The following is a 19,122-nucleotide window of genomic DNA, read 5'->3' as shown; positions in this document are numbered from 1 at the left end:
GCCCGTGTGCATGAGAGATCGCGTGGCGCGCTTCGCCGAGGCCGGGTACGCACTGCGCGGCCCGGCGATCGCCCTTCGCGCGCGCCGCGCGCCGGATGCGCTCGACATGGCGGCCATCGCGACACGGAGGATCGACGACGACACCACGCGCCCACACGCGCGCCTCGATGCGTTCACCCGCGCCGCCGTCGCGGCCTGCCTTGCATCGGGTCGGATCGAAAGCAGGCTTTGCGCAGGCAGGCTTCAACAGCTACGGCGCTGAATGACCTGGAATACGCCAAATGACGAGATCCCCGCCAACGGGGTGGCGGTGCTGCCGGACGGGCTGAGCGCCTTCGCCGCCCGGGTCGCAGCCGCGCGCGGGGCGCGTACGAGGCTCGACCTGCAGTACTACATCTGGCGCGGCGACCTGACCGGCGGGATGCTGGCGCGGGAGGCGCTGCGCGTTGCCGAGCGCGGGGTGCGCGTGCGCATGCTGCTGGACGACATGTACGCCGTGGGCGCGGACCGCGTGCTCACCGCGCTCGATACCCATCCACACATCGAGGTCCGGCTGTTCAACGCGACGCGCTGGCGCCGCTTCGGTCCGCCCGGCCTGGTGCTGGAGATGCTCTTCGGGGGCTGGCATCTGAACCGGCGCATGCACAACAAGGCGTGGATCGCGGACGGGCAGCTCGCCATCCTCGGCGGGCGCAACATCGGCGACGAGTACTTCGACACCTCGGGCACCATCAATTTCCGCGACCTCGATCTTGCCATCACCGGGGATGCCGCCGCGCAGGCGCAGGCGATCTTCGAACGCTACTGGCACCACTCCCTCGCGATGCCGCTGCGGCGGATCAGCCGCGTGGCCTATCGCCGCAGGGCCCTGCGGCGGTTGATGCGGCATCTGGATTCGGCCGCCAGATCACCCGAGGCGTCCCCTTTCTTCAGCCGGCTTGCAGCCGAACCGGCGGTTGGGTCGCTCCTGTCGGGGGACCGCAATTCGCATTTCCTGCCGGTGGCGCCCGAGGACGTCGAAGTGATGGCCGACCAGCCAGAGAAGGCCAAGGGGCACGCACCGGCCGGACACGGGCTGGCGCACGCGATCCTTTCCGCGCTGCGCTCCGCACGTCACGAGGCATTACTGATCTCGCCCTATTTCGTGCCGGGCCCGGCCGGGGCGGCGTTGCTCGAGGACATGGCACGCAATGGCGTGCGTGTGTCGGTCGTGACCAATTCCCTCGCCGCCACCGATGTCGTGGCGGTGCACGGTGGCTACAGCCGATACCGCGAGCGGCTGTTGGCGGCAGGGATTGCGTTGCATGAGCTGAAGCCGACGCGGTGGGACAGCGCCAGCGTCTTCGGCTCGCGCGGCGCGAGCCTGCACACCAAGGCGCTAGTGATCGACGGGGAACGCAGCTTCGTCGGCTCCTTCAACCTTGATCCGCGTTCCGTCGCGCTGAACACCGAGATGGGCGCCTTCGTCCGGAACGACGAGGTGGCGAAGCAATTGTTGTTGGAGCATGCGCGCCTGACGGCCCCCGCCTGCAGCTGGCGCGTCACCCGCCAGGCGCCAGGGCGCCTGCGATGGACCGCAGAGGTGGACGGTGCACCGCAGACCTTGGAAAGCGAGCCTGACGCCTCGCTCGCACGCCGCGCGCTGGCGCGCCTCATACGCTGGCTGCCTGTCGAATCGCAACTCTGAGCGCCTCGGGCGCTCCGCATCGCGACTCTGCCTGTCGCCCCTCGCCAACCTTCCCATATCCGGGCAACAGGAAGATCGGTCCTTCTCATGAATGTGGGCGTCAGGGCGGCGAAATCGGCGGCGGCACCGCCAGGATGTCGCATTCCAGCGTGCGCAGCGCTTCGTCTGCCACACTGCCCAGGATCAGGCGCCCGAGCGGCCCATGCCCGCGCGTGCCCAGGACCACCAGGTCGGGCGACAGCCGCTCCACGCAGCGCCGAAGCGCCTCCCCCGGCGCGCCTTCCTCGAGGGTGATCGGCGGAAGCCGCGAGCCGGGGCCGAGGTCGATGCCGCCGAGGAAGCGGATCAGTTCGCCCCGTGTCTCTGTTGCCGTTACCGCGACGTGGGCGGCGATCGATGCGTTCGGCAGGTCGGCCAGGACCAGATTGCCCTTTCCCGGCTGCTGGAAGGCGTGGAAGACCGTCACCTCGCCCCGCTGGAGAAATCTGAGAACCGCCGCCGTCCGCAGCGCATGGGCCGAGGCCTCCGACATGTCGATCGCCGCGAGTATCTTCCGGTAGGGTCTTTCGGCCGGCCTGTTGACCATCAGCACCGGGCGGTGGCCGCGACGCATGACGCGTTCGATCGTCGTCCCCACGAACATGTCGCGCAGCAGGCGCTTGCGATGCTCGCCCATGACGATCAGGTGCACCGCCTCGGCTTCCGCGATGCGGATGATCGCATCGAACGCATCGCCGGACTCCACGCGCAGGCGTGGCTCCAGGCCTTGCAGTTCGTGCACGCTGCGGCTCTGCTCGGCCAGCAGCATGGCGACCTCCCGCCGCTCGCTTGCGACGAGGATATCCGGCTGGTCGTCATCGACCACGGACAGCAGCACCAGTTCGGCACCCGCTTCGCGCGCGAGCAGCCCGGCCCGCCGAAGCGCGCGATCCGATCGCGACGACAGATCCGTGGCGCAAAGCAGCCGCATCATCGCCTCCTGGATGAGCAAGTCGTCGCGAAATCTGACCATCCGAATGCTGGCCGGCAAGAGCCGCACCGGCGGCGCTGCCCACGGCGAAGGCTGGCGGGCCTCATGTGCGCGCCATCACGAGATAGAAGAGGTAGGCGACATAGGCCCCGACGAAGCACGCCCCCTCCAGGCGCGAGACCTCTCGCCCCGAGACGAACACCGGCACGCAGACGACTGCCACCACGGCCATGACAGGGATGTCCACCCTCACCAGATACGGCGTCACGGGCAGCCCGCCGCTGGGAACGAGGCAGGTCACGCCGAGGATGATGAAGATGTTGTAGACGCTGCTGCCGAGCAGATTCCCGATCGCGATGTCGCGCGAGTTCTTCAGCGTCGAGAGCACCGTCGTCACGAGTTCCGGCGCGGACGTCCCGATGGCGACGATCGTCAGGCCGATGAAGGCGTCGGACACGCCCCAGATCCTTGCGAGCGACACCGCGCCGTCCACGAACCAGTCGGCCGCCACGACGACAATGACGATGCCTGCGGCGAGAAGGGTCGCACTCGAGACGGTCTCCCGCCTTTTCCTCTCCGTGCGCTTCGGCCCGCGATACTCCTTCGCGAATTCGACGCGGACAGCCCTGCTCTCGTGCTGGGCCGTCCACACGACCATGACCGTGTAGACGATCCCGGCGAGCACCAGGATCGCCCCGTCGAGACGGGAGAGCGTGCCATCCAGCGTCATGAGCAGCATCAGCACTGCAGCGACGATCATGACGGGAAGATCCATCCGGATCGTCTGCACGTGCAGGGCGAGCGGACGGATCATCGCGCTGAGGCCGAGGATCAGAAGCACGTTGACCGTGTTCGTGCCGGCGATGTTGCCGACGGCAAGGGCGCCGTTCCCCGTCAGGGCGGCATCGATCCCGACGGCGAGTTCCGGCGTGCTCGTGCCCAGGGCGACCACCGTCAGGCCGATGATGATGGGCGGAATGCCGAACTGCCGCGCCAGCATCGTGCCGCCGCGCGTGAGGAACTCCGCCCCCAGGATCAGGACGAGCAGGCCGCCGGCGCATTGGCCAATCGCTGAAATCATTCCGCGTTCCTGACGGTCCTCTCATCCGTCCTGCCAGGTGGCTGCACGGCGGCAACCCCCCGCCGCATCGGCATCCCGCAGCGGGCGCCCGACGATACGCGCCGCGCGACCGGCACCTGGCGAGAATGCCCGATGCGACCGCCCAGGGATTCATGCGGCCAAGGACGGCCACCGATCGCGATGATGGAGAACCGGATGCAGCGCGACCCTGTCCGAACCTGCCGGGTCAAACCCCCGGTCGCTCGTTCTGCGCGGCGTCCACGGGAAGGGTCGGCACCTCCGTGCTGCCCTCGCTCCTGTCGCGGTAGAGCGCGGCGCGCGCCAGCAGCATCAAGGTCACGGGCGTCGTGATCACCATGAAGACCGCGATCAGGATCTCGTGCAGGACGAAGCGGGTCTGCAGCACCGAGAAGAACGCCATCGAGGCCAACAGCACACAGCCGATGCCGAGCGTCGTGCCGAGGGTGGGCGCATGGATCCGGTCATAGAAGCTGCGCAGCCGCAGCAGGCCGATCGAACCGATCAGCGCCAGGCCGGATCCGACCAGCAGCAGGAGCGAGACGAGGACTGCCGCCCAGAGGGGAAGATCCGCAGCGTGCGTCATTCGATCACCTCCCCCCGCATCAGGAACTTCGAGAGCGCGGCCGTCGCGACGAAACCGAACAAGGTGATGAGCAGCGCCACCTCGAAGTAGTGCGTGACGCCGGTGCGGATGCCGAACACCAGGACCAGTATCGCCGCATTCACGTAGAGCGTGTCGAGCGCCAGCACGCGGTCCTGCGCGCGCGGACCGCGCAGCACGCGGAAGACGGCGCAGCCCATGGCCGCCACGAGGAAGAACTGCGCCACCAGGACCGACCAGGAGAGCAGCGTCGCGCTCATTCGAAGATCTCCATCAGCCGCCGCTCCCACTTGTCCTTGACGATGCGGACCCACGCCTCCTCGTCGATGAGATCGAGCACGTGCAGCAGGAACGTGCTCCTGGCGGCGTCGTAGTCCACCCAGACCGTGCCGGGCGTCGCCGTCAGGATGCAGGTGAGCGCGGCCAGCCCGTAAGGGTTCTTCATGTCCAGCGGGATCAGGACGAAACCGGACCGCCGCCCCTGCGCCCTCCCCGGCTGGAGGATGATGCGGGCGACGGCGTTGTTCGACCTCACCACCTCCACCAGCACGTCGCGCAGCAGCCGGAGCACCGCCGCCAGGCGCCGCACCCGCGGCCTGGGCGGGGTCAGCGCCGCGAAGGCGCCGGCGCCGCCGAGGGCGAGCATCCCGCCGAGCAGGAAGGCACCCGGGGAGACGCTCTCGTTCAGGAGCAGCCACAGCCCCAGCAGGGCCAGCGTCAGCAGGGGATAGCGAAGCCAGCGCCTCATTCGCCGCCCCTTGGGGCGCGCGCCGGCGCCCCCGTCACCGCGCCAAGGTAGTCCTGCGGGGCATGCAGCGATTGCGCCGTCGCCTGCATGTAGCCCATCACCGGGCCCGCCCCGACCGTCAGCGCGACGCAGAGCGCGAGCAGCAAGCCGACGGGCGCGATCTCGACCAGCCCGACGCGCGGCGCCTTGGCCGCGGGGGAGGCCCAGAAGACCTCGATCCCGGCGCGCAGCAGGGCGATCACGGTCGCGAGGCCGGAGAGCACCAGCGCCGCCAGCAGCGCCCAGTTCGCCGCCGGCAGGCCCGCATCACCATGGCCGAGCAGTGGAGCAAGGATCGCGAACTTCGCCAGGAAGCCGGACAGCGGCGGCAGCCCGGCCAGCAGCACGGCGCAGGCCATGAAGGCTGACCCGAGGATCGCCACGGTGCCGGGAATGGCGACGCCGACCTCCTCATGGGCGTCGGCCTCGTCTTCCTCCGCGCCTGCGCCGAAGGCCTCGCGCGTCACCGCGAGGACGTCGGCGCCTACCTCGCGGCCGCGCTCGACAAGTTCGATGAGCAGGAAGAAGGCGCCGATCGCGAGCACGGAACTCGCCAGGTAGAACAGCGCGCCGCCAGTCACCGACACCTGCCCTGCCCCGATCGCCGCGAGCAGGGTGCCGGAGGACACCAGCACGCTCGCCCCCGCGAGGCGCGAGAGGTTCTGCGTCGCCAGCACGGCGACCGAGCCGAAGGCGATGGTGAGCAATCCGCCCACCAGCAGCCAGCCACCGCCGAAACCCGCCGAGGCGCCCGCTTCCGCCCCGAACAGCAGCAGCCAGACGCGCAGGATCGCATAGACCCCAACCTTGCTGAGGATGGACAGGATCGCCGCGGCGGGCGCGGAGGCCGCGGAATAGGTGCCGGGCAGCCAGAAGCCGAGCGGCCACATCGCCGCCTTGACCAGGAAGGCGATGCCGAGCACCGCGAGGCCGGCCTCGAGCACCGCCCGGTCACCGGCCGCGATGTCGCGCATGCGCATCGCGAGGTCCGCGATGTTGAGCGTCCCTGCGATGCCGTAGACCGCGCTCACCCCGATGAGGAACAGCAGCGAGGCGAGCAGGTTGATCACGATGTAATGCAGCCCTGCGCGCACCCTCGCCGTGCCGGAACCATGCAGCGCCATGCCGTAGGACGCGGCCAGCATCACCTCGAAGAACACGAAGAGGTTGAACAGGTCGCCGGTCAGGAAGGCGCCGTTCAGCCCCATGAGCTGGAACTGGAACAGAGGATGGAAATGCGCGCCGGCGCGATGCCAGCGCGCGAGCGAGAAGACGAAGGCGGACAGCCCGAGCACGGCAGCCAGCACGAGCATCAGCGCCGAGAGCCGGTCGAGCACCAGCACGATGCCGAACAGCGTGGGCCAGTCGCCGAGCCGGTAGATCCGCACCACCGGCTCATCCGCAACGGCGAGCATCGTCACGGCGAGCACGACGAGCGCCAGGGTCGAGACGAGCCCGAGCGCCACCGCCAGGCCACGCCAGCGGTCGCCGGCGAGGATCATCAAGCTGCCCGCCAGCATGGGCACCACGATCGGCGCCATCACGAGGTGGTTCATCCAGCCGGTCATCGCCCGCGCTCCCGGCCGTCCACATGGTCGGTCCCGGTCAGGCCGCGCGCGGCCAGCAGCAGTACGAGCAGCAGCGCCGTGGTCGCGAACCCGATCACGATGGCCGTCAGAACCAGGGCCTGGGGCACCGGGTCGGCGTATTGCGCGAGGCTGCCCGCCTCCCCGGGCGCGAGGATCGCCGCCGCGCCGCTGCGCAGCCCGCCGGTCGAGAAGATGAAGAGGTTCACGGCGTAGGACAGCAGGCAAAGGCCGATGACCACCTGGAAGGTCCGCGGCCGCAACAGCAGCCACACCCCCGAGCCGACCAGCACGCCGATCCCGATGGAGACGACAAGTTCCATCAATCTTCTCCCGCCGCTGCGGCGCGCGCTGCCTCTCGCGTCGCCGGAGCGGCCGGCGGGCGCGGCGTGGCGCGGTGACCGCGCACCGACTGGTGCGCCAGCGCGACCAGCATCAGCAGCGTGGCGCCGACCACCAGGGCGAAGACGCCGATATCGAACAGCAGCGCGCTCGCGGTCGGGATCCTTCCGATGACGGGCAGCTCGGCATAGGCGAAATACGTGGTCAGGAAGGGGCGGCCGAAGAACCAGGCGGCAAGGCCCGTGCCCGTTGCAAGCAGCAGCCCGACCCCGACCCAGAGCTGCGGGAGCAGCCGAAGCCGGCGCTCCGTCCAGTCCGTGCCGCCGATCATGTACTGCAGGATGATGGCGATCGCGACGACCATGCCGGCCGAGAAGCCGCCGCCCGGCAGGTCGTGCCCGCGCAGCAGCAGGAACACCGCGACGGTGAGCATGACCGGGAAGATCAGCCGGGTCAGGGTGAAGGGCACGATCAGCCAGTCGGCGAGGCGCCCGGCCTCGCCATCACGCATCCGGGCGGCGTCGGCCTCGAGCTGGTCGCGCTGCGGCTCGGGCAGTTCCACGCTGTCGGGGGCGGGGCGGAAACGTCGCAGCAGCGCGTAGGTCACGAGAGCCACGGTCGCCACCACGAAGATCTCGCCCAGGGTGTCGAAGCCGCGGAAATCCACGAGGATCACGTTGACCACATTGGTGCCGCCGCCCTCCGTGTAGGCGCGCCGGAGGAAATCCTGCGCCAGCAACTCGGGCGGCGTGCGCGTCATGACCGCGTAGGCGAACAGGGCCATGCCGCCGCCGGCCGCCACCGCCAGCGTTAGATCGCGGATGCGGCGCGTGCGCGTGAGAACCTCCGGCCCGCGCTCATCGGCGACCTGGAGCCGCTTCGGCAGCCAGCGCAGGCCGAGCAGCAGCAGCACCGTGGTCACGACCTCCACCGTCAGCTGCGTCAGCGCGAGGTCGGGAGCCGAGAACCAGACGAAGGTGATGCAGACCACCAGCCCGACCCCGCCGAGCAGGATCAGCGCGGCGAGGCGATGGAACTTGGCCTGCCAGGCCGCGCCCAGGGCGCAGGCCGCGCCGACCATCCAGATCAGCGCCAGCACCGGATCCACCGGCGAGGGCTTCAGGTTGCCCGGCCCGAGGCCGCGCAGCCATACGGCCGCCACGGCCGCGAGGATTGCCGCGCCGACGATCAGGCGCAGTTGCGGCTGCAGCCGCCGCGTGCCGGTCAGCCCCTCGACCCGTCGCGCGAGGCGCCAGGAGAGGAAGACCATCGTGCGCTCGAAGATTCGGCGCCCGTCGATCCGGCGGATCAGCGGCGGACCGTCCTCGCCGCTCTGCAGGCGCCGCTGCAGGAGCAGGTAGAGCAGGACGCCGCCGGCCAGCGCGACGAAACTCATCACCAGCGGGCGATTGAAGCCGTGCCAGACCGCCAGGCTGTAGTACGGCACATCGTCGCCGAGCACCGAGCGGACCGCTACGTCCAGGAATGGCCCGATCGTCGCGGCCGGGAGGACGCCGACCATGATGCAGCCGAGCACCAGGATCTCCACCGGGAAGCGCATCCAGGCGACGGGCTCATGCGGCTGGCGCGGCAGGTCCACGGGATCCGGCCCGAAGAAGGCGCCGTGGATGAAGCGCAGGGAGTAGGTGACGGCGAAGGCGCTCGCCAGCATGGCGGCCAGGGGCAGGATGTTCAGCACGCCAGGCAGCGCCGCCTCGGCCGAGAGGGCCTCGGCGAAGAACATCTCCTTGGAGAGGAAGCCGTTCAGCAGCGGGACGCCCGCCATCGCGGCCGCCGCGACCAGCGCGAGCCGCGAGGTGAAGGGCATGGATCGGTTCAGGCCGGACAGACGCCTGATGTCGCGCGTGCCGGTCTCATGGTCGATGATCCCGGCGGCCATGAACAGGGATGCCTTGAAGGCCGCGTGGTTCAGCGTGTGGAACACCGCCGCGACCAGGGCGAGCTTGCTGTTCAGCCCGAGCAGCAGCGTGATGAGGCCCAGGTGGCTGATGGTCGAATAGGCCAGCAGCCCCTTCAGGTCGTTCTGGAAGATGGCGATGAAGGCGCCGATCACCAGGGTGATCAGCCCCGCCGTTCCGACGATGAGGATCCAGGCATCGGTGCCCGACAGCACCGGCCAGAGCCGAGCCATCAGGAACACCCCCGCCTTCACCAGCGTCGCCGAGTGCAGGTAGGCGGACACCGGCGTCGGCGCCGACATGGCGTGCGGAAGCCAGAAGTGGAAGGGGAATTGCGCGCTCTTGGTCAGGGCGCCGAGCAGGATGAGGATCAGCGCCGACAGGTAGAGCGGGTGCTCGCGGATCCGGTCGCCAGCGGCCAGCACGGCGTCGAGGTCGTAGCTGCCGACGATGTGGCCGAGCACCAGGACGCCCGCGAACAGCGCGAGCCCGCCCGCGCCCGTGATGGTCAGCGCCATGCGCGCCCCGTCGCGCGCGGCGGCGGTATGGTGCCAGTACCCGATCAGCAGGAAGGAAAAGAGGCTCGTCAGTTCCCAGAAGAAGACCAGCTGGATGAGGTTGCCCGAGACCACGACACCGGTCATCGCCCCCATGAAGGCGAGCAGGAAGGAGAAGAAGCGCGGCACCGGATCGTCCGACGACATGTAGTACCGCGCATAGAGCACCACGAGCGCGCCGATCCCCGTCACCATGCCGGCGAAGATCAGGGCGAAGCCATCCATCCGAAGCACGAGGTTCAGCCCAAGCGTCGGCATCCACGCGAATTCGGCGCGCAGCACGCCGCCCTCGGAGACCACGGGATAGGCCGCCCCGACCAGGCCGAGGCCGGCGAGCGCGACGGCGCCGGCGAGGATGGATGCGGCGTTGCGGGCGCCCGTCGGCATCAGGCCGGCCACGGCTGCGCCGGCGAAGGGCAGGCCCACGAGGATCAGCAGGAGCGTGGCGTCAGCCATCCTGGCGGCCGGCCGTGCTGTGCGTCAGGATCGGCCGTGCCGGCATGGCTGGGTACATCACTCGTCCTCCGCCGATCCGGCGTCCGCACCGCCGTAGCGTTCGAACAGGGCTCGCACTTCCTCGGCCGAGGCCGCTGCCCTCAGCCGCCGCAACGCCTGTGGCTCACGCAGCGCCCGGCAGGTGTCGGACAGTGCGGGCAGGAAGCCCTCGGGCGACGCGTCGGGCCAGAGCACGAGGATCACGAGATCCACCGGCTCCTCGTCGCGCGATTCATAGTCGATCGGGCGGCGGAGGCGGGCAACGAGCATCAGCGGCGGGTGATCGCCGACCAACCGGGCATGCGGCAGGGCCACGCCCCGACCGAGCGCGGTCGACCCCAGCGCCTCGCGGTCCTGCAGAGCGCCGAGAATCTCCGACTTGGGGCGGTCGAGCCGTCGCGCGGCCTCGCCCGCCAGCGTCTCCAGCAGGTCGCGCTTGTCGGTCGCTTCAAGGTTGAGGATGACGTCATCTGCCGAGACGCGATCCGCGATGCTCATCCCTTCCTCCACGGCGCGCGGGCGGCCCGTCCTTCGGACGCGGCAACCCCGTTTTCTGTCGCCCGGCGCCGAGGAGGGGCCGGAGGTGAGTGTCGAAAGGCCCACACTTCCCTGCGCAGGAAGTGGCCATTCATGTCGTATTACGGAACCCGCGCCGCATACCAAAGGGATTACGCGAATGCAATCCGAAGCGCCTGTGTTCGGCGCGAAGGACCCAGGGCGTGGCTGCGCGACGGCGGCGAGATCGCGCCGCGTGACCGCGGCCCGGAATGCCGGTCCCGCGGACTATCGCGGCAGCGCCTCCACCAGGAAGTCGATGAAGGCGCGGAGCTTCGCCGGCGGGCGGCGGTTGGCCGGATAGACGGCATGGATGCCGGGCAGCTCGATCGGCGGCACATCGAGTGTCAGCGGAACAAGCCGCCCGTTGTGCACCTCCTCCGCCACCAGGAAGTCCGGCTGGTAGATGATGCCGAGCCCCTCCAGCGCCGCGGCCAGCAGCGCGTCGCCGTTGCTCGCGCGGAGCGTGCCGCGCACCGGAACGGAGACATCCCCCGCGAAGTGCCAGCGCTCCGCCCCCACCGCGCGGGAGAGGGTGTAGCCGAGGCAATTATGCCCCGGCAGGTCATGCACCGAGCCGGGCACGCCGTGCGCCGCGAGGTAGGCCGGCGCGGCGCAGACCATCATCGGGCAGGGCGCGATGCGGCGGGCGATGAGCGCACCGTCCGTCAGCGTGCCGATCCGGATGGCGACGTCCCAGCCTTCCTCCACCAGGTCCACCACGCGGTCGTTCAGGCCGAGATCCACCGTGAGCGCCGGATGCCGCCCCGAGAAGCCCGCCAGCAGCGGCGCCAGCCGCCGCATGCCGAAGGAGACCGGCGCATTCACCCGCAGCGTCCCGCTCACCTCGATGCGCTCGGCCGCGACCAGCGCCTCGGCTTCCGCGAGGTCGGGCAGGATGCGGTCCACCAACTCGAGGTAGCGGCGGCCTGCCTCGGTCGGCGTGACGCGCCGCGTACTTCGATGCAGCAGCTTGACCCCAAGGCGCTCCTCGAGCGCCGCCATGTGCTTGGTGACCATGGTCTGGGACATGCCGAGCGCGCGCCCCGCCGCGGATAGGCTGCCGAGCGCCGCGACGCGGGAGAAGACCTCCATGCCGGTGACGCGGTCGAGCATTCTCATTTCACCCCATGAGTGTGAAATGTTATCATAATTTGTCGAATTATCGAAAGCATCGAGTGGGCCGATAACCGTCGCACCGCAACCGATGTGGAAGACCTCTCCCATGATCGACACCCGCACCGCCCCCGTTGCCGCGCTGCTGCTGCGCCTTGGCCTCGGTGGGCTGTTCCTGGCCCATGCGGGGCTGAAGATCTTCGTCTTCACCCCCGCAGGCACCGCGCAGTTCTTCAGCAGCCTCGGCCTGCCGCCGGCGCTGGCCTACCTCACCATCCTCGCGGAAGTGGCAGGCGGCCTGGCGCTGATCCTCGGCGTCTGGGCGCGGCTGGCCGCGCTGGCGCTGATCCCGGTCCTGCTCGGCGCCATCTTCACGGTGCACGGCGCGGCCGGCTTCTTCTTCGACAACGCCAATGGCGGCTGGGAATACCCTGCCTTCTGGATCCTCGGCCTGCTGGTCCTGGCGCTGCTCGGCGACGGCGCCTGCGCGCTGCGCCGCACGCCCTTCGGCACCGACCAGGGCCGCTGACCGATGCCGCCGGACTATTCGAAGACAGGAGACGCCCCATGCTTGTGAAGGGAAAGTGGTCGGCCGACTGGCATCCGGTGCAGGCCAAGGACGAGCAGGGGCGCTTCCTCCGCCAGACCTCAAGCTTCCGCAACTGGGTGACGCCGGACGGTGCCCCAGGGCCGACCGGCGAAGGCGGCTTCAAGGCCGAGCCCGGGCGCTACCACCTCTATGTCGCTCTGATCTGCCCCTGGGCGTCGCGCACGCTGATCGCACGCAGGCTGAAGCGGCTGGAGGACATCGTCTCGCTTTCCGTCGTCGAGCCGGCGCTGACGGATCAAGGCTGGCGCTTCGGCGACTACCCCGGCTCCACGCCGGATGCCATCAACGGCGCGACCTACATGCACGAGCTCTACAGCCGCGCCGACCCGGACTTCACCGGCCGCGCGACGGTGCCGGTGCTGTGGGACCGGCAGCGCGGCACCATCGTGAACAACGAATCCGCCGACATCGTGCGCATGTTCAACAGCGGCTTCGGCACGCTCGCATCCGGCGCATTCGACCTCTATCCGAAGGCGCTGGCGCCGGAGATCGACCGCATCAACGACAGCGTCTATCCGGCGCTGAACAACGGCGTGTACCGGGCCGGCTTCGCCACGACGCAGAAGGCGTATGAGGAGGCCTTCCGCGGCGTCTTCGCGATGCTGGGCGAACTGGAACGCCACCTCGCGGACCGCGCCTTCCTGGTCGGCGGGCAACTGACCGAGGCGGATATCCGCCTCTTCGTGACGCTGGTGCGCTTCGATGCGGCCTATCACGGCCTGTTCAAGTGCAACCTGCGCCGGATCGCCGACCACCCGCGCCTGCAGGCCTATGTGGAACGCGTACTCGCCATTCCCGGCGTGCGCGAGACGGTGAACATGGACCACGTCAAGCGCGGCTACTACTCCATCAAGGCGCTCAACCCCACCGGGATCGTCCCGGTCGGCCCTGAACTGCCGTGGCTGAAGGATGCGGCGTGAGAGTGGGCCTCGGCTGTGAACAAGCCGAGGCCAGTCTCCGGCGCCCTCACTCCCAGCGCTGCTGGTAGGAGAAGGTCGGCAGCTTCCAGCCGCCCCAGATCGCCACCAGGCGCAGCAACAGCCCGGCGGCGAAGCTGACCGCGGTGTTCAGGTCGGCATCGACGCCGAACGCCCGCAGGGTCAGGAACATCCCGCAGACGGCGAGCGAGACGCTCGCGTAGAGCTCGCGGCGGAACACCACCGGCACCTGGTTGCACAGCACGTCGCGCAGGATGCCGCCGCAGATGCCCGTGATCATGCCGGCCATGATGGCGACGACGGTCGGATATTCCATCTCCACCGCGACACTGCAACCGATCAGCGAGAAGGCGATCAGCCCCATCGCGTCGAGCACGAGGAACACGCGCTTCAGATTGTGCATGAAGGGCGCGATCACCGTGGTCAGCAGACCGGCGGAGATCACCAGGTAGACGTATTCCGGATGTTGGGTCCAGCCGATGGGAAAGCGGCCGAGGATCAGGTCGCGGATGGTGCCGCCGCCCAGCGCGGTGACGAAGGCGATCACGGCGACGCCGAAGATGTCCATGTTGCGGCGCCCGGCGGCGAGCGCGCCGGACATGGCCTCGGCCGCGATGGCCACCGGGTAGATGACGGTCAGCACGGAGATCGAGGGCAGAAGCGAATTCATCGGGAAAACGGCTCCGGACAGAGGCAGGACGCGCTCGCAAGCGGATCCCGGTGCGCCTCTCCCCCTGTCCTTTTACCTGAGAGTTTCGGCTCCTCGCGGAGCCGGCCCCTTCGGTGGGCCGCGGCGCGCCGTCCGGCGTCGCGACCTCTCTCCAGACGGCAACACGATCCCGCGGTTCGGTATGCCTGAGCGATTATGGGAGCTTGCGCCTTCGGCGGAGGCGCAGACCGCCTCTCTCTCCCGCAGGATCAGGCGGCTTATCGGCCGGCTCTTCGCGGCATGTCAATCACGGTGCAAGGCCGGAGGACGGGAAGAGCATCCCAGGCTGCCGATGGCGAGCCGCGTGCCCGGACCCATGCGCCGCGAACACGCATCGCAGGCGTGACGCCGGGCCTGCCGCCGACAGGTCGCGATGATCCGGGCGAAGCAGCCCTCAGATGCCAATCCCGAGCGCGGGCAGTTTCATCCCCATCCGCTTCGCATGCTCGATGGCGATGTCGTAGCCGGCATCGGCATGGCGCATCACGCCGGTGCCGGGGTCATTCCACAACACGCGGGCAAGGCGCTTCGCCGCGGCTTCCGTCCCGTCCGCCACGATCACCATGCCGGCGTGCTGGGAAAAGCCCATGCCGACGCCCCCGCCATGGTGCAGCGACACCCAGGTGGCGCCCGAGGCCGTATTCAGCAGCGCATTCAGCAGCGGCCAGTCGGAGACGGCGTCCGAGCCGTCCTTCATCGCCTCGGTCTCGCGATTGGGTGAAGCGACGGAGCCGGAATCCAAATGGTCGCGCCCGATCACGATCGGCGCCTTGAGCTCACCCTTCGCCACCATCTCGTTGAAGGCGAGGCCAAGCCGGTGCCGGTCGCCGAGGCCGACCCAGCAGATGCGCGCCGGCAGGCCCTGGAAGGAGATGCGCTTGCCCGCCATGTCGAGCCAATTGTGCAGGTGCGCGTCATCCGGCAGCAATTCCCGCACCTTGGCGTCGGTCCGCGCGATGTCCTCCGGATCGCCCGACAGCGCGGCCCAGCGGAAGGGCCCGATGCCGCGGCAGAAGAGCGGGCGGATATAGGCGGGCACGAAGCCCGGGAAGTCGAAGGCGTGCTCGACGCCCATCTCCAGCGCCATCTGCCGGATGTTGTTGCCGTAGTCGAGCACCGGGATGCCGGCGCGATGGAAGCCGAGCATGGCTTCGACATGCACCGCCATCGAGCGCTTGGCGGCGAGGATGGTGCCAGCCGGGTCGCGTTCGCGCCGGTCCTCCCATTCCGCGAGCGTCCAGCCGGCGGGGAGGTAGCCGTTCAGCGGGTCATGCGCGCTGGTCTGGTCGGTGACGGCGTCGGGGCGGATGCCGCGGCGGAGGATCTCCGGAAAGATCTCCGCCGCATTGCCGAGCAGGCCGACGGAGACGGCGCGGCCTTCCTTCCTCGCCGCGTCGATCATCGCGAGCGCATGGTCGAGCGTCTCGGCGCGCGCATCGAGGTAGCGCGTGCGCAGGCGCATCTCGATGCGACTGGGCTGGCATTCCACCGCGATCATCGAGGCACCGGCCATCGTCGCCGCCAGCGGCTGCGCGCCGCCCATGCCGCCGAGGCCGCCCGTCAGGATCCACTTGCCTGCGAGATTGCCGCGGTAGTGCTGGCGGCCGACCTCGGCGAAGGTCTCGTAGGTGCCCTGCACGATGCCCTGGCTGCCGATGTAGATCCAGGAACCGGCCGTCATCTGGCCGTACATCATCAGGCCCTTGCGATCGAGCTCGTGGAATTTCTCCCAGGTCGCCCAATGCGGCACCAGGTTGGAGTTCGCGATCAGCACGCGCGGCGAATCCGCCGTGGTGCGGAAGATGCCGACCGGCTTGCCGGATTGGACGAGCAGCGTGTCCTCGGGCTCGAGCCCCTTCAGCGAGGAGACGATGCGGTCGAAGGCGTCCCAGTCGCGCGCCGCGCGGCCGATGCCGCCATAAACGACGAGCTCGTCGGGCTTCTCCGCGACCTCGGGGTCCAGGTTGTTCATCAGCATGCGCATCGCTGCCTCGGCGCCCCAGGTCTGGCAGATGGGGACAGGACCGCGAGGGGCGGTGACGATGCGGGAATTGGCGATGCGGTTCATGCGGGCGGGACCTTCCTCATGGTGGGGCGTTGGAGGGGCGCCGCCCCTCCAAACCACCCCGCCAAAGGCCGAAAGGCCTTTGGGAACCTTGACCTGGCGTTGGGCGAGAAAGGCAGCGCCCGGGTCTTGCCAAGCAGTTCAGGGGAACTCACCCGCGAATGCCTGGCTGCGATCGCGGCCAGTGTCGCCACGCCGGTTGGAAAACGCCGATCATCCCCGGCGCCAAAGCCATGGTTTCCATAGGCCTTTCGGCCTTTGGCGGGAGAGCGCGAGAGGGCGGGGCCCTCTCGCATCACGGCGCGACCCCTGGCAGCGCCAGCCCCGTGGCCCCGGCGAGCGCCCCCTCCCCCACCATCGCCGTTGCAGTGGCGATATCGGGCGCCAGGAACCTGTCCGCCAGCAGCGGCGCGATGCGCGCGCGCACCGCTGCATGCGCAGCTTCGAGCGGCGCGGACGAAGCCAGTGGCCGCCGATGCTCCAGCGCCTCTGCTGCGGCGAGCGCCTCGATGCCGATGATCGATGCCGCGTTCGCCGCCATGTCGAGAAGCCGGTACGCAGCATGCGTCGCCATGGAGACATGGTCCTCCTGATTGGCGGAGGTGGGCAGGGAATCCACGCTCGCCGGCGTTGCGCGCTGCTTGTTCTCGGATGCGAGCGCCGCAGCCGTGACCTGGGCGATCATCAGCCCGGAATTCAACCCGGCATCGCGCGCGAGGAAGGCTGGCAGCCCGCTCATCACCGGGTCCACCAGCAGGGCGATGCGGCGCTCGGAAAGACTGCCGATCTCGGCGAGCGCGATGGCGATCTGGTCGGCGGCGAAGGCGACGGGCTCGGCGTGGAAATTGCCGCCGGAGACGATGCTCCCGTCTTCCAGCACCAGCGGATTGTCGGTGACGGCGTTGGCCTCGGTTTCCAGCGTGCGCGCGGCGAAACGCAGAAGGTCCAGCACGGCGCCCATGACCTGCGGCTGACAGCGCAGCGAATACGGGTCCTGCACGCGGTCGTCGCCGAGGCGATGGCTCTCGCGGATCGCGCTGCCGGCCAGCAGTGCGCGCAGCGCGTCGGCGACCTCCGATTGGCCGGCGTGGCCGCGCAGCGCATGGATGCGCGCGTCGAAGGGGGTGTCGGAACCGCGCAGCGCATCGACCGTCAGCGCGCCCGTCACCAGGGCAGCGCGAAAGACGCGCTCCGCGGCGAAGAGGCCGGCCAGCGCGATCGCCGTCGAAACCTGCGTCCCGTTGATCAGCCCGAGCCCTTCCTTCGGCCCGAGCGTGACCGGCGCGAGCCCGGCCGCGCGCAGCGCATCGGCGGCCGGCGCGTTGGGCAGTGTGGTGCCCTCGCCCAGCATGGCCGCCGTCAGATGCGCGAGCGGCGCCAGGTCGCCCGAGGCACCGACCGAGCCCTTGGCCGGGATCACCGGCAGCACGCCTTTCGCGCGCATGGCCTCGATCAACGCGACGACTGCCCACCGCACGCCTGAGGCGCCGCGGCCGAGGCTCGCCGCCTTCATCGCCATGATCAGCCGCACGACGCCGGCCGGCAGCGGCGCGCCGACCCCGCAGGCATGCGACAGGATGAGGTTCCGCTGCAGCGTGGCGAGGTCGCCGTCGCCGATGCGCACGGAGGCCAGCTTGCCGAAGCCGGTGTTCACGCCATAGACGGTCTCCCCGGCCGCGATGACGCGCGCGACGGCCGCCGCGCCGCGGTCCACCGCCTCCCGCGCGCGCGGGTCGAGCGGGATCGCCGCGCCATCCAGGATGGCGCCCCAGGCGGCCAGCGGCACGGCGCCCGGCGTCAGCATCGCGGTCATGCGCGCACCCCCTGGTGAAATCGCGCGAAGAGCGGCGACGGGCCGATCTGCGCGACGAGTTCCGACAGTGTTTCGACCGACCAGATAGCGAGGTCCGCGTCCTTGCCGGCCTCGATGCTGCCGATGCGATCGCCGCGGCCGAGGGCGTGCGCGGCTTCGATGGTGAAGCCGCGCAGCACTTCCTCCACGGTCATGCCGAACAGCACGCAGGCCAGCGTCCCGCAGACGCGGGGCGAGGCGATGGGCGAAGAGCCGGGATTGAGGTCCGTCGCCACTGCCATGCGCGTGCCGGCGGCGCGGAAGGCGGCGATGGGGGGCCTGCGCGTCTCGTTCAGCATCAGGAAGGCGCCGGGCAGCAACACGGCGACGGTGCCCGCGCGTGCCATGGCCACCGCACCGGCATCGTTCGTGTATTCGAGATGATCGGCGGACAGCGCGCCGTGCTCCGCCGCCAGCGCCGCGCCGTTGCCGTCGCTGAGCTGGTCGGCATGCGACTTCACCTTCAGCCCGGCGGCGCGCGTGGCCGCGAAGACGCGGGCGCATTCCTCCGCGCTGAAGGCGATGCCCTCCTGGAAGACGTCCACGGCATCGGCCAGACCCTCGGACGCAATGCGCGGGATCATGTGGTCGCAGACCAGGTCAAGATAGGCAGCGCGGTCCCCGCCCGGCGGCACCGCGTGGGCGCCCAGGTATGTCGGGGCAATCGACACCCGCCGATGCCGAGCCAGCGCGCGGGCGACGCGCAGTTGGCGCAACTCCGTCTCTTCGTCCAGCCCGTAGCCGGACTTGACCTCGACGGTGGTCAAGCCCTCGGCGAGCAGCGCATCGAGGCGCTTCAGCGAGGCCGCCAGCAGCGCGCCCTCATCCGCCGCCCGCGTCGCGCGCACCGTCGCGGCGATGCCACCGCCGGAGCGCGCGATGTCGGCATAGGATTCGCCGGCAAGCCGCCGCGCGAATTCGTCCGCACGGTTGCCCGCGAAGACCAGGTGCGTATGGCAATCGACGAGGCCCGGCGTCACCCAGCGCCCCTTGCAATCGAGGCGCTCCGCCGCATCGATCGCGGGCGCTTCCGCCCGTGGCCCCGCCCAGGCGATGCGCCCGTCCCGGATCGCCGCCGCCCCGTCTTCCACCACGCCGAGACCGGACGCGCCCGCCATCGTGGCGAGCCGCGCCCCGGTCAGCAGCAGATCGGCCTTCGGTGCCGCCACGCGCCGCGTCTCCCATTTTCCGCGCTGGCCAGGCTGGATCAGCGGAGTTATTGTATAGACAT

General features: G+C 69.8%; 18 protein-coding genes and 1 riboswitch. Of the genes, 4 read left to right on the top strand and 14 right to left on the bottom strand.

The genetic code is table 11. From position 1 onward, the window contains the following. Nucleotides 1–22: 22 nt before the first annotated feature. Both GXW76_RS04515 and GXW76_RS04510 read left to right on the top strand, forming a co-directional pair. Complete coding sequence (locus tag GXW76_RS04515) at nt 23–262, top strand: hypothetical protein (RefSeq protein ID WP_211860793.1); 240 nt, start codon at nt 23–25, stop codon at nt 260–262. Further along, complete coding sequence (locus GXW76_RS04510) at nt 263–1,687, top strand: phospholipase D family protein (protein ID WP_211860792.1); 1,425 nt, start codon at nt 263–265, stop codon at nt 1,685–1,687. It abuts the gene before it with no gap. A gap of 100 nt (nt 1,688–1,787) precedes the next feature. On the opposite strand, the gene GXW76_RS04505 is transcribed toward GXW76_RS04510, so the two are convergent. The 10 genes from GXW76_RS04505 to GXW76_RS04460 form a co-directional block, all read right to left on the bottom strand. Continuing rightward, nucleotides 1,788–2,660 carry a universal stress protein gene (locus tag GXW76_RS04505; RefSeq protein WP_211860791.1) on the bottom strand — a complete coding sequence of 291 codons (873 nt, stop codon included), beginning with the start codon at nt 2,658–2,660 and terminating at the stop codon, nt 1,788–1,790. A 100-nt stretch (nt 2,661–2,760) separates the two neighbouring features. Next, entirely contained in the window at nt 2,761–3,738 is a 978-nt protein-coding gene (locus GXW76_RS04500) for a calcium/sodium antiporter (protein ID WP_211860790.1), read from the bottom strand. 226 nt (nt 3,739–3,964) lie between these two features. Continuing rightward, the gene (gene mnhG / locus GXW76_RS04495) at nt 3,965–4,342 is read right to left on the bottom strand and encodes a monovalent cation/H(+) antiporter subunit G (protein ID WP_211860789.1); all 378 of its coding nucleotides are present in this window, start codon (nt 4,340–4,342) and stop codon (nt 3,965–3,967) included. Beyond that, nucleotides 4,339–4,620 (bottom strand): K+/H+ antiporter subunit F, encoded by a 282-nt coding sequence (locus tag GXW76_RS04490; protein ID WP_211860788.1) that lies wholly within the window; start codon nt 4,618–4,620, stop codon nt 4,339–4,341. Before GXW76_RS04490 ends, mnhG begins: the two co-directional genes overlap by 4 nt. Further along, entirely contained in the window at nt 4,617–5,108 is a 492-nt protein-coding gene (locus GXW76_RS04485; protein WP_211860787.1) for a Na+/H+ antiporter subunit E, read from the bottom strand. The genes GXW76_RS04490 and GXW76_RS04485 overlap by 4 nt, the downstream gene beginning before the upstream one ends. Then, on the bottom strand, nt 5,105–6,715 hold the full coding sequence (locus GXW76_RS04480) for a monovalent cation/H+ antiporter subunit D (protein ID WP_246513913.1): 1,611 nt from the start codon (nt 6,713–6,715) through the stop codon (nt 5,105–5,107). The genes GXW76_RS04485 and GXW76_RS04480 overlap by 4 nt, the downstream gene beginning before the upstream one ends. Continuing rightward, nucleotides 6,712–7,056 carry a Na+/H+ antiporter subunit C gene (locus tag GXW76_RS04475; RefSeq protein ID WP_211860786.1) on the bottom strand — a complete coding sequence of 115 codons (345 nt, stop codon included), beginning with the start codon at nt 7,054–7,056 and terminating at the stop codon, nt 6,712–6,714. Before GXW76_RS04475 ends, GXW76_RS04480 begins: the two co-directional genes overlap by 4 nt. Continuing rightward, nucleotides 7,056–10,007 carry a monovalent cation/H+ antiporter subunit A gene (locus GXW76_RS04470; protein WP_211860785.1) on the bottom strand — a complete coding sequence of 984 codons (2,952 nt, stop codon included), beginning with the start codon at nt 10,005–10,007 and terminating at the stop codon, nt 7,056–7,058. Before GXW76_RS04470 ends, GXW76_RS04475 begins: the two co-directional genes overlap by 1 nt. Before the next feature lie 57 nt (nt 10,008–10,064). Next, entirely contained in the window at nt 10,065–10,544 is a 480-nt protein-coding gene (locus tag GXW76_RS04465; protein ID WP_211860784.1) for a PTS sugar transporter subunit IIA, read from the bottom strand. Between the two features lie 285 nt (nt 10,545–10,829). After that, the gene (locus GXW76_RS04460) at nt 10,830–11,717 is read right to left on the bottom strand and encodes a LysR family transcriptional regulator (RefSeq protein ID WP_211860783.1); all 888 of its coding nucleotides are present in this window, start codon (nt 11,715–11,717) and stop codon (nt 10,830–10,832) included. A gap of 109 nt (nt 11,718–11,826) precedes the next feature. Between GXW76_RS04460 and GXW76_RS04455 the strand changes: the two genes are divergently transcribed. After that, nucleotides 11,827–12,246, top strand: coding sequence for a DoxX family protein (locus GXW76_RS04455; RefSeq protein WP_211860782.1), 420 nt, complete (start codon nt 11,827–11,829; stop codon nt 12,244–12,246). A gap of 38 nt (nt 12,247–12,284) precedes the next feature. Continuing rightward, entirely contained in the window at nt 12,285–13,247 is a 963-nt protein-coding gene (locus GXW76_RS04450) for a glutathione S-transferase family protein (RefSeq protein WP_211860781.1), read from the top strand. 46 nt (nt 13,248–13,293) lie between these two features. Here GXW76_RS04450 and GXW76_RS04445 read toward each other — a convergent pair whose 3' ends face one another. The 4 genes from GXW76_RS04445 to hutI form a co-directional block, all read right to left on the bottom strand. Next, on the bottom strand, nt 13,294–13,935 hold the full coding sequence (locus tag GXW76_RS04445; protein WP_211860780.1) for a trimeric intracellular cation channel family protein: 642 nt from the start codon (nt 13,933–13,935) through the stop codon (nt 13,294–13,296). Between the two features lie 162 nt (nt 13,936–14,097). Further along, nucleotides 14,098–14,188, bottom strand: a riboswitch (glycine riboswitch). Nucleotides 14,189–14,368: 180 nt separating this feature from the next. Next, a complete protein-coding gene (hutU, locus tag GXW76_RS04440) occupies nt 14,369–16,042 on the bottom strand; it encodes a urocanate hydratase (RefSeq protein WP_211860779.1) in 1,674 nt (557 codons plus the stop codon). A gap of 292 nt (nt 16,043–16,334) precedes the next feature. Beyond that, the gene (gene hutH, locus GXW76_RS04435) at nt 16,335–17,852 is read right to left on the bottom strand and encodes a histidine ammonia-lyase (RefSeq protein WP_408904303.1); all 1,518 of its coding nucleotides are present in this window, start codon (nt 17,850–17,852) and stop codon (nt 16,335–16,337) included. Beyond that, a complete protein-coding gene (gene hutI, locus GXW76_RS04430) occupies nt 17,849–19,060 on the bottom strand; it encodes an imidazolonepropionase (RefSeq protein WP_456307099.1) in 1,212 nt (403 codons plus the stop codon). The genes hutH and hutI overlap by 4 nt, the downstream gene beginning before the upstream one ends. Nucleotides 19,061–19,122: the final 62 nt, after the last annotated feature.

Origin of the sequence: Neoroseomonas soli (genome assembly GCF_018129065.1) — a bacterium.
GTDB lineage: Bacteria > Pseudomonadota > Alphaproteobacteria > Acetobacterales > Acetobacteraceae > Neoroseomonas > Neoroseomonas soli.
Note: the sequence above shows the minus strand (reverse complement) of the source record. Positions and strands in the feature narration are given on the sequence as shown.

Excerpts from the sequence above, each read along its gene's own strand:
- GXW76_RS04510 (WP_211860792.1), top strand. The coding sequence starts at position 263 with ATGACCTGGAATACGCCAAATGACGAGATCCCCGCCAACGGGGTGGCG.
- GXW76_RS04505 (WP_211860791.1), bottom strand. The coding sequence starts at position 2,660 with ATGATGCGGCTGCTTTGCGCCACGGATCTGTCGTCGCGATCGGATCGC.
- GXW76_RS04500 (WP_211860790.1), bottom strand. The coding sequence starts at position 3,738 with ATGATTTCAGCGATTGGCCAATGCGCCGGCGGCCTGCTCGTCCTGATC.
- mnhG (WP_211860789.1), bottom strand. The coding sequence starts at position 4,342 with ATGACGCACGCTGCGGATCTTCCCCTCTGGGCGGCAGTCCTCGTCTCG.
- GXW76_RS04490 (WP_211860788.1), bottom strand. The coding sequence starts at position 4,620 with ATGAGCGCGACGCTGCTCTCCTGGTCGGTCCTGGTGGCGCAGTTCTTC.
- GXW76_RS04485 (WP_211860787.1), bottom strand. The coding sequence starts at position 5,108 with ATGAGGCGCTGGCTTCGCTATCCCCTGCTGACGCTGGCCCTGCTGGGG.
- GXW76_RS04480 (WP_246513913.1), bottom strand. The coding sequence starts at position 6,715 with ATGACCGGCTGGATGAACCACCTCGTGATGGCGCCGATCGTGGTGCCC.
- GXW76_RS04475 (WP_211860786.1), bottom strand. The coding sequence starts at position 7,056 with ATGGAACTTGTCGTCTCCATCGGGATCGGCGTGCTGGTCGGCTCGGGG.
- GXW76_RS04470 (WP_211860785.1), bottom strand. The coding sequence starts at position 10,007 with ATGGCTGACGCCACGCTCCTGCTGATCCTCGTGGGCCTGCCCTTCGCC.
- GXW76_RS04465 (WP_211860784.1), bottom strand. The coding sequence starts at position 10,544 with ATGAGCATCGCGGATCGCGTCTCGGCAGATGACGTCATCCTCAACCTT.
- GXW76_RS04460 (WP_211860783.1), bottom strand. The coding sequence starts at position 11,717 with ATGCTCGACCGCGTCACCGGCATGGAGGTCTTCTCCCGCGTCGCGGCG.
- GXW76_RS04455 (WP_211860782.1), top strand. The coding sequence starts at position 11,827 with ATGATCGACACCCGCACCGCCCCCGTTGCCGCGCTGCTGCTGCGCCTT.
- GXW76_RS04450 (WP_211860781.1), top strand. The coding sequence starts at position 12,285 with ATGCTTGTGAAGGGAAAGTGGTCGGCCGACTGGCATCCGGTGCAGGCC.
- GXW76_RS04445 (WP_211860780.1), bottom strand. The coding sequence starts at position 13,935 with ATGAATTCGCTTCTGCCCTCGATCTCCGTGCTGACCGTCATCTACCCG.
- hutU (WP_211860779.1), bottom strand. The coding sequence starts at position 16,042 with ATGAACCGCATCGCCAATTCCCGCATCGTCACCGCCCCTCGCGGTCCT.
- hutH (WP_408904303.1), bottom strand. The coding sequence starts at position 17,852 with ATGACCGCGATGCTGACGCCGGGCGCCGTGCCGCTGGCCGCCTGGGGC.